The sequence below is a fragment of the Haemophilus influenzae genome, from assembly GCF_900475755.1.
Lineage (GTDB): Bacteria > Pseudomonadota > Gammaproteobacteria > Enterobacterales > Pasteurellaceae > Haemophilus > Haemophilus influenzae_D.
Map to the genome: position 1 here is coordinate 803,879 of NZ_LS483411.1, position 16,049 is coordinate 819,927.

The following is a 16,049-nucleotide window of genomic DNA, read 5'->3' on the forward strand; positions in this document are numbered from 1 at the left end:
CAGTTTTAAAAAGTGCGGAGAGTTTGACACTGTAAGGGGGATAATGCAAGATGGGGGATAGGTTTATTTATCGGCAAAACCAATGAACTTTTAACGTACATATAAAACAATGCCTTTCTTTTTTATTTTCTGTTAGAATGACTGCCCTCAATTATTTTCTTGACAAAGGAGCAAAACAATGAAAATCATTAAGCAAGCAAAATAGTCTAACCCGCCTTTCTTTAATCACTCTACTTATTTCCACATCTTTTTATTCTGTTCAGTCTTTTTCACAAGATCTAAAATGGATCGCTACTTATGGTATGGTGCGCGATGGTGGATATAATGTTGCCATTGGAGATGGTAGTAAAGTAACTAATTCTACAGAAAGTGGAGCTAAACCATCCATTGGAGCAGTTGCTATCGGTGGAGATACTCACGTAAAAAGCATAGGTTCTTTAGCTATAGGCTATGGGGCTAAATCTGGATCAGATGGTCAAAAAGGAAAATTTAGTACTGCTATTGGTATAAATTCTAATTCAGAAAAGGGAGGTGTTGCAGTTGGTCATTATGCTGAAGCTTTCGCGTATAGGTCTATTGCAATTGGTTCTTTATCTACAAGTAAAGATGGAGACTATTCGATAGCTTTTGGTGTACATAGCTTGGTGGAAAAATTAGAAAAAGGTAAAAATAACAATAAAATCGGCAAAAATATTGATATTAATGCAAGTGGAACTACGACAAAAATTGACATGGCTCACGATAGTGAGCAGAATTTAATTGATAAATATGGTCAAACTTACGGTGCGATGGCACTAGGATTTAGATCTTCTTCACACAATCTTTTTGCCAGTTCATTTGGGGCGTTTTCTACAGCCACAGCTATTGAAAGTCTAGCAGTCGGCGACAGCAGCCAATCAACGGGCTACCGCAGTGCTACTTTTGGCAGCCACAGCAGGGCTTTGGCAGAAGAAAGTTTGGCATTAGGTTATGAAACTCGGGCAAATGCTTATGGTTCTGTTGCTTTAGGTGCAGAGTCTGTGGCGAATGAAGAAAATACCGTATCAGTGGGTTCTGATACATTGAAACGGAAAATCGTTAATGTCGCCGATGGCACAGAAGATTATGATGCAGTAAATGTCCGTCAGTTAAACCGCTTAAGCAAACGTGTAAACCGCGTCGGCGCAAGTGCTGCGGTGTTGGCTTCATTAAAACCTGCACAATTAGGCGAAGATGATAAATTTGCGTTGTATTTGCCGATGTTGGTATGGCGTACGAGATCTTTTCTTTACGTTTTTTACGCCAAGTAGTAAATGATGCCTTGTTGCCTTTACAGGCATTTGCTAATGGTTGTAAGCGTAAACCTCAAGCAGGTTCCTTATTAATTTGGCAAGAAGGGGGGGGAATTTAAACACACGGGGCATGTGGCAATTATCACTGAGGTGTTGCCTGATAGGGTTCGAATCGCCGAGCAAAATGTGATTCATTCTCGCTTGCCAAGTGGTCAGCAATGGACGCGTGAATTGCCGATGATTGTTTCAGAACAAGGTTATTTTCTACAAGATACTTTTGATGATACTAAAATTCTTGGTTGGATGATTCAAACGAACGATACTGAATTTTCAGAACCCCAACCTTTCCCAAAATCAACCGCACTTCTGTTACAAGCCCATTATATTAACAATCACGGTCAATTTAGTGGGAAATGGCTAAATGAAAATAAGCCATTTTATTCCCTAATCATCGTTATTTGTTAGAGGCAAGTTTTCATCTCGCGCCAAATTTAATTCAAAATGGCTATGTGCAAAAACCAATTGCAGGTCGTCGGGGAGATAATGTTAAACTTATTGGCAAAAATAATGCCACTTTAGGTGTCACAAAGGGTAAATTTGGCAAACAAGAAAACATTTATCAACAACTTTGGTGCTTACCACAAGTGGAAGAGCAATACTTGCAAGTTTGTACTTTTACCGTGGGAGGGCATTATGGCAGCACTTGCCTACGCTCTGATTCTAGTCGAGTGATTGTAGGCAATAGTGATATGCAACCATTGAGAGTGTTGAAAGATAAATAAAACACTTTGTGAGATTAAGAATGGGTTTTATGCAATGCTTTTCCAATAAAAATGCTTGCAACTAACATTACTAAAGTCGGAACCAACCAAGCCATTCCTTCAGATGAAAGAGGGAAGTGTTTCAATAATGAATTGATGCTTTCTGGTAACATTTTAACGTTATTTAAGCTGTCACATAAACTAAAACAAACCGTAACGAGCAATGTACTATTGTATGTAAATTTTATTGATGGAAGTTTTTTTCGTAAGAATTGCAATAAAACAAGCACAATAGCTACTGGGTAAATTAATAACAAGGCTGGGATCGTTATGCGAAGTAGATCCGTTAAACCATATTGTGAAACAGTGATTGTTATCGCGGTAAAAAGGGCGATCCAAAATGGATAGGAAAAGCGAGAGGAAAATTTTGCGAAATAATCAGCAGATGCGCTAGTTACACCAACAAGTGTTGTTAAGCTCGCTAATACAATAATACCAGCCATAATCCAAGTCCCAGCTGAACCGAATAAGACATTTACATAACGAGAGAAAATTTGTCCACCATTCATTGCCCCTTCTGCAACTGCAGCACTGGTTGCACCTAGATAGAAAAGCGAAAAATATAAACTGGCGAGTAAAATGACAGAAACAAATCCTGCTGAAATGGTGTATTTCACAATATCTTTGGTTTTTGTCACATTTTTCGCTGATAATGCTCGGGCGACAATTCCACCAAAAGCAATGGCTGCAAGTACATCCATGGTTTGATAACCACTGGTTAAGCCGATTAATAAAGAATGGCTATTTTCATAAGCATTACTTGGCGCTTGAATTTCAGATAAAGGCGAAATAAATACGGTAATTGCTACAGCAATAAGTAACACTAATAAAGCGGGTGTCATAAATTTACCCACGCTTGAAATGATCGTATTTGGGCTAATCATAAAGCCCATCGCGATTAAGTTAAAAATGAGTGAGAATACAAAACGAACATTCGCATTATTTTCTGTTAAGTCTAAAGGCAACCACGCCATTTCATAAGCAACATTAGTGATGCGGGGCATTGCAAAGGTAGAGCCAATGGTTAAATAAAGTATAACGAGGAAACCTGTGCCAGCCCATTTTGGTAAATCTTTAGTAAGTTCTTCGCCACGACCTAAAATCGCTACCACAACAAGCGTAATAAATGGCATTAAAACGCCAGTTAAAACAAAGCCTAAGGAAGCACTCATCCAATGTTGTCCTGAGAAAAATCCTTCCATAGGCGGAAAAATGATATTACCCGCACCTAAAAATAAGGCGAAGATCATCATTCCTAAAACGATAATATCTTTACGTGAAAACATAATTTTTGACTCTAAAAATAAAAAGGCCTGCATTCTACTACAAAGTAGATAAAATCCCTATTGCGTAAAATTAAAAATGTGAATTTTGTCACAATATATGGCATTTTATCGACAATTCGCTAAAAATCCCGACAAAATCTACCGCACTTTTTCCTTTAACTTCGAAAATATGCTAGGATGCCCCTTTGTGAATTTTTTGCTATTTATTTTTAAAGGGGTTTATGTGATAAAACTGATCCAACGTTTTTTTAAATTAGAATCTGCTGGTGGTATATTATTGCTTTTTTCAGCTGTTGTTGCGATGTTGCTGGCTAATTCGCCGTTAAGCAACCAATATAATGATTTTTTAAATTTACCTGTAAGTTTACAAATTGGTAGTTTCTCAATTAATAAAACCTTAATTCACTGGATTAATGATGGTTTTATGGCGGTGTTTTTTGTATTAGTGGGAATGGAAGTAAAAAAAGAATTATTTGAAGGTGCGCTTTCAACCTATCAACAAGCTATTTTCCCTGCTATTGCAGCTATTGGCGGAATGGTTATACCGGCTGTAGTTTATTGGTTTATCGCTAAACAAGATCCAAGCTTAGCTAATGGCTGGGCAATTCCAATGGCAACAGACATTGCTTTTGTGCTAGGGATTATGGCGTTATTGAGTAAACAAGTGCCACTTCCATTGAAAATATTTTTACTTGCCCTTGCTATTATTGATGACCTCGGTGCGATAGTTGTTATTGCATTATTTTTCTCGCACGGATTGAGTGTACAAGCACTAATTTTTTCTGCTGTGGCAATTATTGCACTGATATTACTAAATCGTTTCAAAGTTTCCGCACTTTGCGCTTATATGGTTGTAGGTGCAATTTTATGGGCTTCCGTATTAAAGTCTGGCGTGCATGCTACTTTAGCAGGCGTTATTATTGGTTTTAGCATTCCATTGAAAGGTAAAAAAGGAGAACGCCCATTAGATGATTTCGAGCATATTTTAGCCTCTTGGTCATCTTTCGTTATTTTACCGCTCTTTGCATTTGCCAATGCAGGTGTGAGTTTTGAGGGCATAGATGTGAATATGATTTCGTCGCCATTATTATTGGCTATAGCAAGCGGTTTAATTATTGGTAAACCTATCGGTGTTTTCGGATTTAGTTATATTTCTGTTAAATTGGGATTAGCTAAATTACCAGATGGAATTAATTTTAAACAAATTTTTGCCGTTGCGGTTTTATGTGGAATCGGTTTTACGATGTCAATGTTCTTGGCAAGCCTTGCGTTTGATGCTAATGCGGGAGAAAGTGTCAATACTCTTTCTCGTTTAGGTATTCTACTTGGATCAACGGTTTCGGCAATACTTGGGTATTTATTCTTAAAACAAACGACAAAACTAAGTTAATCATACACAAAGTGCGGTAAAAATTTACCGCACTTGTTCTATAAGATAATTCCACTATCTGCTTTGGTAAAATTCATTACAAATAAACTTTTATAAGTTCTTACATGAAATTCACCCGTCAATACTCGGCGTGTGAATGCGTGATAGCTTTCCATATCTTTTGCATGGAGTAGCAACATAAAATCATAGTCCCCTGAGATTTCGTAACAGCTCACCACTTCGTCTTCTTGACGCATTTTCCGTTCAAATTGCTCTTGATAATAAGAATGTTGATTATCCATTTCGACCATGACAAATACGCTAATCGTACGCCCAACGGCTTTTGGGGAAACAACTGCAACTCGTTTTGTAATAACGCTTGAATCAGTTAATGCTTGCACACGTCGTTGACAGGTTGCAACGGAACTATTCACTTTCTCTGACAGTTCTTTTAACGGAATCATGGCATCTTGTTGTAATACATTCAAAATATGACGATCTAATTTATCCAGTGTTTGCATAAGATAATTTCTCAAAAATGTAATAATTGGGAGAAATATTATCACAATAAAAATAAAGTTGAGATTTTTTATTGTCTTGGGATTTTATAATAATCATATTGATGAGATGAGGTCCAAGATGAAAGTAGTCACTCAAGGCGTATTATTGTGTATTTTTTCACAATGTTTATTTGGCATATTGTATTTATTTAGCATATGGCTCCAACCACTTAGCGGAACAGATGTGTTTGCGTGGCGTATGCTGACCATGATCTTTGGGCTACTTTTAATTTTATTCCCGACTATTGGTTGCCGCTCTATTTTGTCTCTTATCACGACAACTTTAGGAAAAAGTTGGAGGAGTTGGGTTTTATTTTTACTGGGGACATTAGATGCGGGAAGTCAATTCTGGCTCTTTATGTGGGCACCGCTAAATGGTGAAGGGATAAATATTGTAATGGGATATTTCCTTTTTCCTCTGATCATGGCTGTTTTAGGATGGGCTTGGTTAAAAGAACGCTTATCATTTATTCAGAAAATCGCGCTTTTACTGGCTGCCTGTGGTGTTGCACATGAATTATGGCACACTCAAAGTTTTTCATGGACAAGCTTGTGGGTTTGTACGGTTTATCCATTTTATTATCTAAGCCGTAAATTGATGAAAATCCCTGCTCTACAAGGGATTACATTGGATATTATTTTAATTTCGATTCCTTGCTTTATTTATATTCTTTCTCAAAGCGATACACTTTCTTTAGTTACGCAAGAATATCGTTATTGGTTATTGCTACCAGCACTTGGCATGGTGAGTGCGATTTCGCTTTCAACCAACTTAAAATCCAGCCAACAAATTCCAGTCAGTATTTTTGCGGTGTTGAGTTATATCGAGCCGATATTGCTTTTTTTAATAGCTGTCTTTGTGCTGGATAATCAAATGACCACAAGCGACTATTTTACTTATGTGCCTATTTGGTTAAGTCTCATTGTTATTGGCATAGAAGGGCTTTTAAACAAAAATAAAGTGCGGTGAAAATTAACCGCACTTATTAAAGTTACTGAAATAATTAGAAAGTATCTGAAATAGAGATTTTCTATTCCCACTCGATTGTCGCTGGCGGTTTCCCGCTAATGTCATATACGACGCGGGAAATGCCGTTCACTTCGTTGATGATGCGGTTAGATACTTTACCTAATAAATCATAAGGCAAATGTGCCCAATGTGCGGTCATAAAATCGATGGTTTCTACTGCGCGTAGAGAAATAACCCAATCGTATTTACGCCCATCGCCCATTACACCAACAGATTTCACAGGCAAGAATACACTGAAGGCTTGGCTGGTTTTTTCATACCAACCGCTGTTGCGTAATTCTTCGATAAAGATTGCATCCGCACGGCGTAATAAATCGCAGTATTCTTTTTTCACTTCGCCTAATATACGTACGCCTAAACCTGGACCAGGGAATGGGTGGCGGTTGATCATTTCAGCTGGTAAGCCTAATGCTAGACCGATTTTACGTACTTCATCTTTAAACAATTCACGTAATGGTTCAACTAAGCCCAGTTTCATATAGTCTGGTAAGCCACCTACGTTGTGGTGTGATTTAATCACATGTGCTTTACCAGTTTTGCTTGCTGCAGATTCGATCACATCAGGGTAGATCGTACCTTGTGCCAACCATTTCACATTAGTGAGTTTTTTCGATTCATCATCGAATACATCAACGAATACTTTACCGATAATTTTACGTTTCGCTTCAGGATCTGATACCCCTGCAAGTTCGCCTAGGAAGCGGCTTTCTGCATCAACACGAGTGATGTTTAAACCGAATTTATCGCCAAACATTTCCATGACTTGATCGCCTTCGTGTAAGCGAAGCAAACCGTTATCCACAAATACGCAGTGTAAGTTTTTGCCGATAGCACGGTGTAAAAGTAATGCAACCACAGAAGAGTCCACACCACCAGATAAGCCTAAAATCACTTCATCATCGCCCACTTGTTCTTTGATGCGAGCAACGGCATCTTCGATAATGTTTTCAGCTGTCCATTTGGTTTCGCAACCACAGATGTTTACTACGAAGTTGGTTAATAATTCCAAGCCTTTTTTAGTATGCGTTACTTCAGGGTGGAACTGCACACCGTAGAAACGACGGCTTTCGTCTGACATTGCTGCGATAGGGCAGGTTAGCGTTGTGCCAGTTACTTTGAAGTTTTCTGGTAAGCGCGTTACCTTATCGCCGTGGCTCATCCAAACGTCTAATTTTGGCTCAGAAGCGGTCGAATTATCGTTTAAATTTGCAAAAAGTGCGGTGGAATTTTCAAGAGAAACTGAAGCATAGCCGAACTCTCTGTGATCAGATGTTTCGGTTAAGCCGCCAAGTTGCATCGCCATAGTTTGCATTCCATAGCAAACGCCGAGCACTGGAACGCCTGCGTTAAACACATATTCAGGCGCACGTGGGCTGTTTTCTTCAGTTGTGCTTTCAGGACTGCCAGAAAGAATGATACCCGTTGGAGCAAATTCACGGATTTGTTGTTCGGTTACATCCCAAGCCCAAAGTTCGCAGTACACACCAATTTCACGCACACGACGCGCAATCAGTTGAGTATATTGTGAACCGAAGTCGAGGATCAGGATTTTGTGATTGTGGATATTTGTCATTTATAATGCTCTTATTATTGATAGTGTGGACGGTTAATTTCCTCTAAAACTTTGCAAAAACCAACCGCACTTTAAACAGCAAAAGGCAGGCTAAAGCTCACCCTACAGTTACCCCATACGATAGTTCGGTGCTTCTTTAGTAATAGCAACATCGTGAACGTGGCTTTCTTTAATGCCTGCACCACTGATGCGAACAAATTCTGCTTTTGTGCGTAATTCTTCGATGGTTGCACAGCCAGTTAAACCCATACAAGAACGTAAGCCTCCCATTTGTTGGTGAATGATTTCTTTTAAATAACCTTTATATGGAATACGGCCTTCAATACCTTCTGGTACGAGTTTATCTGCCGCGTTATCCGATTGGAAATAACGATCTGATGAGCCTTTCGCCATAGCACCTAATGAACCCATACCACGGTAAGATTTAAATGCACGCCCTTGGTAAAGTTCGATTTCGCCTGGTGCTTCTTCAGTACCAGCAAGCATTGAGCCAACCATTACACAGCTTGCACCTGCAGCGATGGCTTTTGCAATATCGCCAGAGAAACGGATACCACCGTCGGCAATAACTGGAATACCACGATCTTTTAATGCTGATGCTGCATCTGCGATAGCCGTGATTTGTGGCACGCCTACACCGGTTACGATACGAGTTGTACAAATTGAACCAGGGCCAATACCTACTTTCACTGCACTAGCTCCTGCATCTGCTAATGCGATTGCACCTTCAGCCGTTGCTACGTTACCCGCAACGATAGGTAAGTTTGGATATTTCGCTCGAGTTTCACGAACGCGTTGTAATACGCCTTCTGAGTGACCGTGAGAAGAGTCGATTAACAGTACATCTACACCAGCTTTCACTAATGCGTCAATACGTTCTTCATTGCCAGCACCTGCGCCAACCGCAGCACCAACACGTAAACGACCAAATTCATCTTTACACGCATTTGGTTTTTGTTCTGCTTTTTGGAAGTCTTTAACGGTAATCATTCCTTTCAGTTTAAAGCTGTCATTGACCATCAATACTTTTTCAACACGATGTTGGTGCATTAATGCTAAGATTTCTTCGCGAGTTGCCCCTTCTTTTACCGTTACTAAGCGGTCTTTTTTTGTCATTACTTGCGAAACGGTTTGATGTAAATCTTTTACGAAACGAGTGTCACGCCCAGTGATGATACCGATTAAGTTATTTTCGCTATCTACAACAGGGTAGCCTGCGAAGCCGTTTTTATTTACTAATTCCGCTAATTCAGCAAGGGTTAAATCGGGAGAAACAGTTACTGGTTCAGAAACAATACCGCTTTCAAATTTTTTCACTTTACGAACACGATCTGCTTGGCGTTCGATCGTCATATTTTTATGAATAAAGCCAATACCGCCTTCTTGTGCTAAAGAGATCGCAAGTTTGGTTTCAGTTACGGTATCCATTGCTGCTGAAAGCATTGGAATATTTAGGCGAATTTCTTTGGTAAGTTGAGTTGAAAGGTTGGCAGTATTTGGAAGCACAGTTGAGTGAGCTGGGACGAGTAGAACATCGTCAAAAGTAAGGGCTTCTTGTTTAATGCGTAATGACATTGCAATATTCTCGCTAAGTTGAAGTTAAAAAATATTGCGGCGGGATTATACAGATTTTACTTGATTTTGAAAACGAAATTTTAGGATTTATGCTATGATTTTCGCTCCGTTTGGTACAAGGAATAAATAATGAATTTCGCTTTATTGACATATTTAGCTGACTGTCAGCCGAAAGTGCGGTTTGAATTGGAAAAGTTTTCTAAAAATCTAGAGGAAGATATTCAACAATTACGTGAAATTGGTTTGGATATTCTCGTTGATGGACAAGATTATCGCTTAGTACCAATGCTTCCTTTATTAAATTCTCAGCAAATTTCAACCGCACTTTTTCCTTATGGCATCCATTATCAGCCGATAATTTCCTCTACAAATGAGTGGATACTACAAAATATTCTTTCATTAAAAAAAGGCGATCTTTGTGTGGCTGAATATCAAACTGCAGGGCGCGGTCGGCGTGGTCGCCAATGGTTATCGCCTTTTGCTGGGCAAATCATGTTTAGTTTTTATTGGACGTTTGATCCTAAAAAATCAATTGAGGGGTTAAGTTTAGTCATCGGTTTGGCGATTGCGGAAGTGCTAAATGTACAAGTGAAATGGCCAAATGATATTTTGTTTGATGAAAGAAAGTTAGGTGGCATTTTAGTCGAAATTGCTAATCATAAAAATGGCATGCTCAATTTAGTGATTGGCGTAGGTATTAATGTGTCGTTGTCAAAACAAACAGAAATTAGTCAGCCTTATGCGGAAGTGTGTGAAATTGATCCTGATGTAGAGCGACAAACTTTATTACCCAAACTTATACAACATTTATATACACGTTTAAATATCTTTGAGCAAAATGGTATTGATGAGGAATTTCAACAAGCATGGCAATCATATAATGCGTTTTCAAATAGTGAAGTAAAGGTGCTTACTGAGCAAGGTGTTATTTCAGGTATTGAACAAGGCATAGATGAACGTGGTTATTTAAAAGTATTATGTGGCAATAAAATTCAGATGTTTAATGGTGGAGAAGTTTCATTACGTAAGAAATAATAGCAATAAAAGTTTGACTATTCTAACCGCACTTTTTAATAAAATGCTTATATTTCCATCAAAAGATCATTTTTTTAAATATTTTTACAAAAAGTACTTGCAAGGGATTTGAAAATCCCTATAATGCACCGCACACAACGACGCACTGTTGTGAAGTTTTTAAGTTTCCAAGTGCGTCGTTCTTTTTTGCTCTTTAACAATATATCAGACAATCTGTGTGGGCACTTGTTGATTGACTTGTTTTAAAAATATTTTTTAATTTTGAAGTCTTAATAGGTGCTTAACTGAAAATTCATAATTACTTTTTTAAGTAGTGTTTTATTTATAGCTAAGTAGTTTATTGAGCGATTGAACTTGAATTGAAGAGTTTGATCATGGCTCAGATTGAACGCTGGCGGCAGGCTTAACACATGCAAGTCGAACGGTAGCAGGAGGAAGCTTGCTTTCTTGCTGACGAGTGGCGGACGGGTGAGTAATGCTTGGGAATCTGGCTTATGGAGGGGGATAACGACGGGAAACTGTCGCTAATACCGCGTAGTGTCGAGAGACGAAAGGGTGGGACTTTTAGCCACCTGCCATAGGATGAGCCCAAGTGGGATTAGGTAGTTGGTGGGGTAAAGGCTCACCAAGCCTGCGATCTCTAGCTGGTCTGAGAGGATGACCAGCCACACTGGAACTGAGACACGGTCCAGACTCCTACGGGAGGCAGCAGTGGGGAATATTGCGCAATGGGGGGAACCCTGACGCAGCCATGCCGCGTGAATGAAGAAGGCCTTCGGGTTGTAAAGTTCTTTCGGTATTGAGGAAGGTTGATGTGTTAATAGTACATCAAATTGACGTTAAATACAGAAGAAGCACCGGCTAACTCCGTGCCAGCAGCCGCGGTAATACGGAGGGTGCGAGCGTTAATCGGAATAACTGGGCGTAAAGGGCACGCAGGCGGTTATTTAAGTGAGGTGTGAAAGCCCCGGGCTTAACCTGGGAATTGCATTTCAGACTGGGTAACTAGAGTACTTTAGGGAGGGGTAGAATTCCACGTGTAGCGGTGAAATGCGTAGAGATGTGGAGGAATACCGAAGGCGAAGGCAGCCCCTTGGGAATGTACTGACGCTCATGTGCGAAAGCGTGGGGAGCAAACAGGATTAGATACCCTGGTAGTCCACGCTGTAAACGCTGTCGATTTGGGGGTTGGGGTTTAACTCTGGCGCCCGTAGCTAACGTGATAAATCGACCGCCTGGGGAGTACGGCCGCAAGGTTAAAACTCAAATGAATTGACGGGGGCCCGCACAAGCGGTGGAGCATGTGGTTTAATTCGATGCAACGCGAAGAACCTTACCTACTCTTGACATCCTAAGAAGTTTGCAGAGATGCGAATGTGCCTTCGGGAACTTAGAGACAGGTGCTGCATGGCTGTCGTCAGCTCGTGTTGTGAAATGTTGGGTTAAGTCCCGCAACGAGCGCAACCCTTATCCTTTGTTGCCAGCGATACGGTCGGGAACTCAAAGGAGACTGCCAGTGATAAACTGGAGGAAGGTGGGGATGACGTCAAGTCATCATGGCCCTTACGAGTAGGGCTACACACGTGCTACAATGGCGTATACAGAGGGAAGCGAAGCTGCGAGGTGGAGCGAATCTCATAAAGTACGTCTAAGTCCGGATTGGAGTCTGCAACTCGACTCCATGAAGTCGGAATCGCTAGTAATCGCGAATCAGAATGTCGCGGTGAATACGTTCCCGGGCCTTGTACACACCGCCCGTCACACCATGGGAGTGGGTTGTACCAGAAGTAGATAGCTTAACCTTTAGGAGGGCGTTTACCACGGTATGATTCATGACTGGGGTGAAGTCGTAACAAGGTAACCGTAGGGGAACCTGCGGTTGGATCACCTCCTTACAGAAGACGAGAGACAGCGAGTGCTCACACAGATTGGCTGATAGTTGTAGACAAATGAGCAGAAGAAAACATTACCCTTGGGTCTGTAGCTCAGGTGGTTAGAGCGCACCCCTGATAAGGGTGAGGTCGGTGGTTCAAGTCCACTCAGACCCACCACTCTGAGAGTGGATAAAGGCGTAATGGTCAATCATTTATTATAAAAATATTAACTAATTAATATAATAAATGATGAATGATAAATGGGGATATAGCTCAGCTGGGAGAGCGCCTGCCTTGCACGCAGGAGGTCAGCGGTTCGATCCCGCTTATCTCCACCACTTATCATCGTTAAGTAAATTAGAAAAAGACAAAGTAATAAGGTATTGAGATAGTATTAAGCTATTTTAAATATTAGGTTATTTTATTCTTAGTTTTAAGTTTAATTTTAAATTTAATTTTTTTAGTTTATTTAACGATGATAACTGAAAAGTTTTATCAACTGTTCTTTAAAAAATTGGAAACAAGCTGAAAACAAGAGATTTTCGAGAGAAAGTCTGAGTAGGCAAGACAGGAAAGTGAGAGGAGGGAACTGAGAAGGAAACTCTAAAAACAAAACCTGTTTTGCATAAAATCTTGATTGAACAAAAGCAATCAAGTGTTTAGTTGAATGAAAATACGCATCAAATTGACCGTACTTTGAAGTGAAAACTTAAAGTGATTGAAAACATTTGAGGTTGTATAGTTAAGTGACTAAGCGTACAAGGTGGATGCCTTGGCAATCAGAGGCGAAGAAGGACGTGCTAATCTGCGAAAAGCTTGGATGAGTCGATAAGAGGCGTTTAATCCAAGATATCCGAATGGGGAAACCCAGTAGATGAAGAATCTACTATCAACAAGTGAATACATAGTTTGTTGAGGCAAACCGGGAGAACTGAAACATCTAAGTACCCCGAGGAAAAGAAATCAACCGAGATTTCGTCAGTAGCGGCGAGCGAAAGCGAAAGAGCCAGTAAGTGATAACAGTATGGTTAGGAGAATGTGTTGGGAAGCACAATCAAAGAGGGTGATAATCCCGTATCTAAAAACCATATTGTGGTACTAAGCTAACGAGAAGTAGGGCGGGACACGTGATATCCTGTTTGAAGAAGGGGGGACCATCCTCCAAGGCTAAATACTCCTGATTGACCGATAGTGAACCAGTACTGTGAAGGAAAGGCGAAAAGAACCCCGGTGAGGGGAGTGAAATAGAACCTGAAACCTTGTACGTACAAGCAGTGGGAGCCCGAAAGGGTGACTGCGTACCTTTTGTATAATGGGTCAGCGACTTATATTTTGTAGCGAGGTTAACCGAATAGGGGAGCCGAAGGGAAACCGAGTCTTAACTGGGCGAATAGTTGCAAGGTATAGACCCGAAACCCGGTGATCTAGCCATGGGCAGGTTGAAGGTTGGGTAACACTAACTGGAGGACCGAACCGACTAATGTTGAAAAATTAGCGGATGACTTGTGGCTGGGGGTGAAAGGCCAATCAAACCGGGAGATAGCTGGTTCTCCCCGAAATCTATTTAGGTAGAGCCTTGAGGTGACACCTTTGGGGGTAGAGCACTGTTTCGGCTAGGGGTCCATCCCGGATTACCAACCCGATGCAAACTACGAATACCAAAGAGTGATACTCAGGAGACACACGGCGGGTGCTAACGTCCGTCGTGGAGAGGGAAACAACCCAGACCGCCAGCTAAGGTCCCCAAGTCTATATTAAGTGGGAAACGAAGTGGGAAGGCTTAGACAGCTAGGATGTTGGCTTAGAAGCAGCCATCATTTAAAGAAAGCGTAATAGCTCACTAGTCGAGTCGGCCTGCGCGGAAGATGTAACGGGGCTGAAATATAGCACCGAAGCTGCGGCATCAGGCGAAAGTCTGTTGGGTAGGGGAGCGTTCTGTAAGCGGATGAAGGTTAATCGAGAGGTTAGCTGGACGTATCAGAAGTGCGAATGCTGACATAAGTAACGATAAAACGGGTGAAAAACCCGTTCGCCGGAAGACCAAGGGTTCCTGTCCAACGTTAATCGGGGCAGGGTGAGTCGGCCCCTAAGGCGAGGCTGAAAAGCGTAGTCGATGGGAAACAGGTTAATATTCCTGTACTTGGTAAAGCTGCGATGTGGGGACGGAGTAGGTTAGGTTATCGCACTGTTGGATATGTGCGTTTAAGTTGGTAGGTGGGAAGTTTAGGCAAATCCGGGCTTCTATTAAACACTGAGAGATGATGACGAGGCTCTACGGAGCTGAAGTAACTGATACCACACTTCCAGGAAAAGCCACTAAGCGACAGGCTTTACTAAACCGTACTGAAAACCGACACAGGTGGTCAGGTAGAGAATACTCAGGCGCTTGAGAGAACTCGGGTGAAGGAACTAGGCAAAATAGCACCGTAACTTCGGGAGAAGGTGCGCCGGCGTAGATTGTAGAGATTTACTCTCGAAGGTTGAACCGGTCGAAGTGACCCGCTGGCTGCAACTGTTTATTAAAAACACAGCACTCTGCAAACACGAAAGTGGAGGTATAGGGTGTGATGCCTGCCCGGTGCTGGAAGGTTAATTGATGGTGTAATCGCAAGAGAAGCACCTGATCGAAGCCCCAGTAAACGGCGGCCGTAACTATAACGGTCCTAAGGTAGCGAAATTCCTTGTCGGGTAAGTTCCGACCTGCACGAATGGCATAATGATGGCCAGGCTGTCTCCACCCGAGACTCAGTGAAATTGAAATCGCCGTGAAGATGCGGTGTACCCGCGGCTAGACGGAAAGACCCCGTGAACCTTTACTATAGCTTGACACTGAACATTGAATTTTGATGTGTAGGATAGGTGGGAGACTAAGAAGTAGTCACGCCAGTGATTATGGAGTCATCCTTGAAATACCACCCTTTAACGTTTGATGTTCTAACGAAGATTGCGGAACGCGGTCTCGGACAGTGTCTGGTGGGTAGTTTGACTGGGGCGGTCTCCTCCCAAAGCGTAACGGAGGAGCACGAAGGTTTGCTAATCACGGTCGGACATCGTGAGGTTAGTGCAATGGTATAAGCAAGCTTAACTGCGAGACAGACAAGTCGAGCAGGTACGAAAGTAGGTCATAGTGATCCGGTGGTTCTGAATGGAAGGGCCATCGCTCAACGGATAAAAGGTACTCCGGGGATAACAGGCTGATACCGCCCAAGAGTTCATATCGACGGCGGTGTTTGGCACCTCGATGTCGGCTCATCACATCCTGGGGCTGAAGTGGGTCCCAAGGGTATGGCTGTTCGCCATTTAAAGTGGTACGCGAGCTGGGTTTAGAACGTCGTGAGACAGTTCGGTCCCTATCTGCCGTGGGCGTAGGAGAATTGGTTGGGGCTGCTCCTAGTACGAGAGGACCGGAGTGGACGCACCACTGGTGTTCCGGTTGTGTCGCCAGACGCATTGCCGGGTAGCTAAGTGCGGAAGAGATAAGTGCTGAAAGCATCTAAGCACGAAACTTGCCAAGAGATGAGTTCTCCCTGTCTTTAAGACAGTAAGGGTTGTTTAAGACGAAGACGTAGATAGGTCTGGTGTGTAAGTGATGTGAGTCATTGAGCTAACAGATACTAATTGCCCGAGAGGCTTAACTATACAACGCTCAAGTGTT

The 16,049-nt window shown here is 41.7% G+C and carries 8 protein-coding genes, 2 tRNA genes, 2 rRNA genes and 1 pseudogene; 9 read left to right on the forward strand and 4 right to left on the reverse strand.

Annotation, left to right across the window (positions count from 1 at the left end; all coding sequences use genetic code 11):
• Nucleotides 1–302: 302 nt before the first annotated feature.
• Together DQN24_RS09225 and DQN24_RS09080 are read left to right on the forward strand one after the other, a co-directional pair.
• Nucleotides 303–1,289, forward strand: coding sequence for an autotransporter adhesin (locus tag DQN24_RS09225; protein ID WP_021035591.1), 987 nt, complete (start codon nucleotides 303–305; stop codon nucleotides 1,287–1,289).
• A pseudogene (locus tag DQN24_RS09080) lies at nucleotides 1,226–2,053 on the forward strand (glutathionylspermidine synthase family protein); the annotation flags it as partial. The gene DQN24_RS09225 and the pseudogene DQN24_RS09080, both read left to right, overlap by 64 nt.
• A gap of 14 nt (nucleotides 2,054–2,067) precedes the next feature.
• Here DQN24_RS09080 and brnQ read toward each other — a convergent pair.
• A complete protein-coding gene (brnQ, locus tag DQN24_RS04100; RefSeq protein ID WP_111695740.1) occupies nucleotides 2,068–3,378 on the reverse strand; it encodes a branched-chain amino acid transport system II carrier protein in 1,311 nt (436 codons plus the stop codon).
• A gap of 187 nt (nucleotides 3,379–3,565) precedes the next feature.
• Here brnQ and nhaA point away from each other — a divergent pair, with 187 nt between their 5' ends.
• The gene (nhaA, locus tag DQN24_RS04105) at nucleotides 3,566–4,768 is read left to right on the forward strand and encodes a Na+/H+ antiporter NhaA (RefSeq protein ID WP_041175373.1); all 1,203 of its coding nucleotides are present in this window, start codon (nucleotides 3,566–3,568) and stop codon (nucleotides 4,766–4,768) included.
• A gap of 38 nt (nucleotides 4,769–4,806) precedes the next feature.
• Here the strand turns inward: nhaA and DQN24_RS04110 are convergent, their stop codons facing one another.
• On the reverse strand, nucleotides 4,807–5,268 hold the full coding sequence (locus DQN24_RS04110) for an Lrp/AsnC family transcriptional regulator (RefSeq protein WP_021035588.1): 462 nt from the start codon (nucleotides 5,266–5,268) through the stop codon (nucleotides 4,807–4,809).
• A 118-nt stretch (nucleotides 5,269–5,386) separates the two neighbouring features.
• On the opposite strand from DQN24_RS04110, the gene rarD reads away from it, so the two are divergent.
• Nucleotides 5,387–6,277, forward strand: a complete 891-nt coding sequence (gene rarD / locus DQN24_RS04115; protein ID WP_021035587.1) for an EamA family transporter RarD — start codon at nucleotides 5,387–5,389, stop codon at nucleotides 6,275–6,277.
• Nucleotides 6,278–6,338: 61 nt separating this feature from the next.
• Here the strand turns inward: rarD and guaA are convergent, their stop codons facing one another.
• Complete coding sequence (gene guaA / locus DQN24_RS04120; RefSeq protein WP_021035586.1) at nucleotides 6,339–7,910, reverse strand: glutamine-hydrolyzing GMP synthase; 1,572 nt, start codon at nucleotides 7,908–7,910, stop codon at nucleotides 6,339–6,341.
• Between the two features lie 108 nt (nucleotides 7,911–8,018).
• The gene (gene guaB / locus DQN24_RS04125; protein ID WP_111695426.1) at nucleotides 8,019–9,485 is read right to left on the reverse strand and encodes an IMP dehydrogenase; all 1,467 of its coding nucleotides are present in this window, start codon (nucleotides 9,483–9,485) and stop codon (nucleotides 8,019–8,021) included.
• Between the two features lie 129 nt (nucleotides 9,486–9,614).
• Here guaB and birA point away from each other — a divergent pair, with 129 nt between their 5' ends.
• The 5 genes from birA to DQN24_RS04150 all read left to right on the forward strand — a co-directional run bounded on the left by birA (nucleotide 9,615) and on the right by DQN24_RS04150 (nucleotide 16,033).
• Nucleotides 9,615–10,520: a bifunctional biotin--[acetyl-CoA-carboxylase] ligase/biotin operon repressor BirA gene (gene birA / locus DQN24_RS04130; RefSeq protein WP_021035584.1), complete on the forward strand. Its 906-nt coding sequence runs from the start codon at nucleotides 9,615–9,617 to the stop codon at nucleotides 10,518–10,520.
• Nucleotides 10,521–10,876: 356 nt separating this feature from the next.
• Nucleotides 10,877–12,415: ribosomal RNA gene (locus DQN24_RS04135) — 16S ribosomal RNA — on the forward strand.
• Nucleotides 12,416–12,494: 79 nt separating this feature from the next.
• A tRNA-Ile gene (locus tag DQN24_RS04140) sits at nucleotides 12,495–12,571 on the forward strand.
• 85 nt (nucleotides 12,572–12,656) lie between these two features.
• Nucleotides 12,657–12,732 (forward strand) — tRNA-Ala (locus DQN24_RS04145).
• Nucleotides 12,733–13,134: 402 nt separating this feature from the next.
• Nucleotides 13,135–16,033 (forward strand): 23S ribosomal RNA (locus tag DQN24_RS04150).
• The 16S and 23S rRNA genes sit together here with 2 tRNA genes alongside, the layout of an rRNA operon.
• Nucleotides 16,034–16,049 lie beyond the last annotated feature (16 nt).

Excerpts from the sequence above, each read along its gene's own strand:
- birA (WP_021035584.1), top strand. The coding sequence starts at position 9,615 with ATGAATTTCGCTTTATTGACATATTTAGCTGACTGTCAGCCGAAAGTG.
- brnQ (WP_111695740.1), bottom strand. The coding sequence starts at position 3,378 with ATGTTTTCACGTAAAGATATTATCGTTTTAGGAATGATGATCTTCGCC.
- guaA (WP_021035586.1), bottom strand. The coding sequence starts at position 7,910 with ATGACAAATATCCACAATCACAAAATCCTGATCCTCGACTTCGGTTCA.
- guaB (WP_111695426.1), bottom strand. The coding sequence starts at position 9,485 with ATGTCATTACGCATTAAACAAGAAGCCCTTACTTTTGACGATGTTCTA.
- DQN24_RS04110 (WP_021035588.1), bottom strand. The coding sequence starts at position 5,268 with ATGCAAACACTGGATAAATTAGATCGTCATATTTTGAATGTATTACAA.
- rarD (WP_021035587.1), top strand. The coding sequence starts at position 5,387 with ATGAAAGTAGTCACTCAAGGCGTATTATTGTGTATTTTTTCACAATGT.
- DQN24_RS09225 (WP_021035591.1), top strand. The coding sequence starts at position 303 with ATGGTGCGCGATGGTGGATATAATGTTGCCATTGGAGATGGTAGTAAA.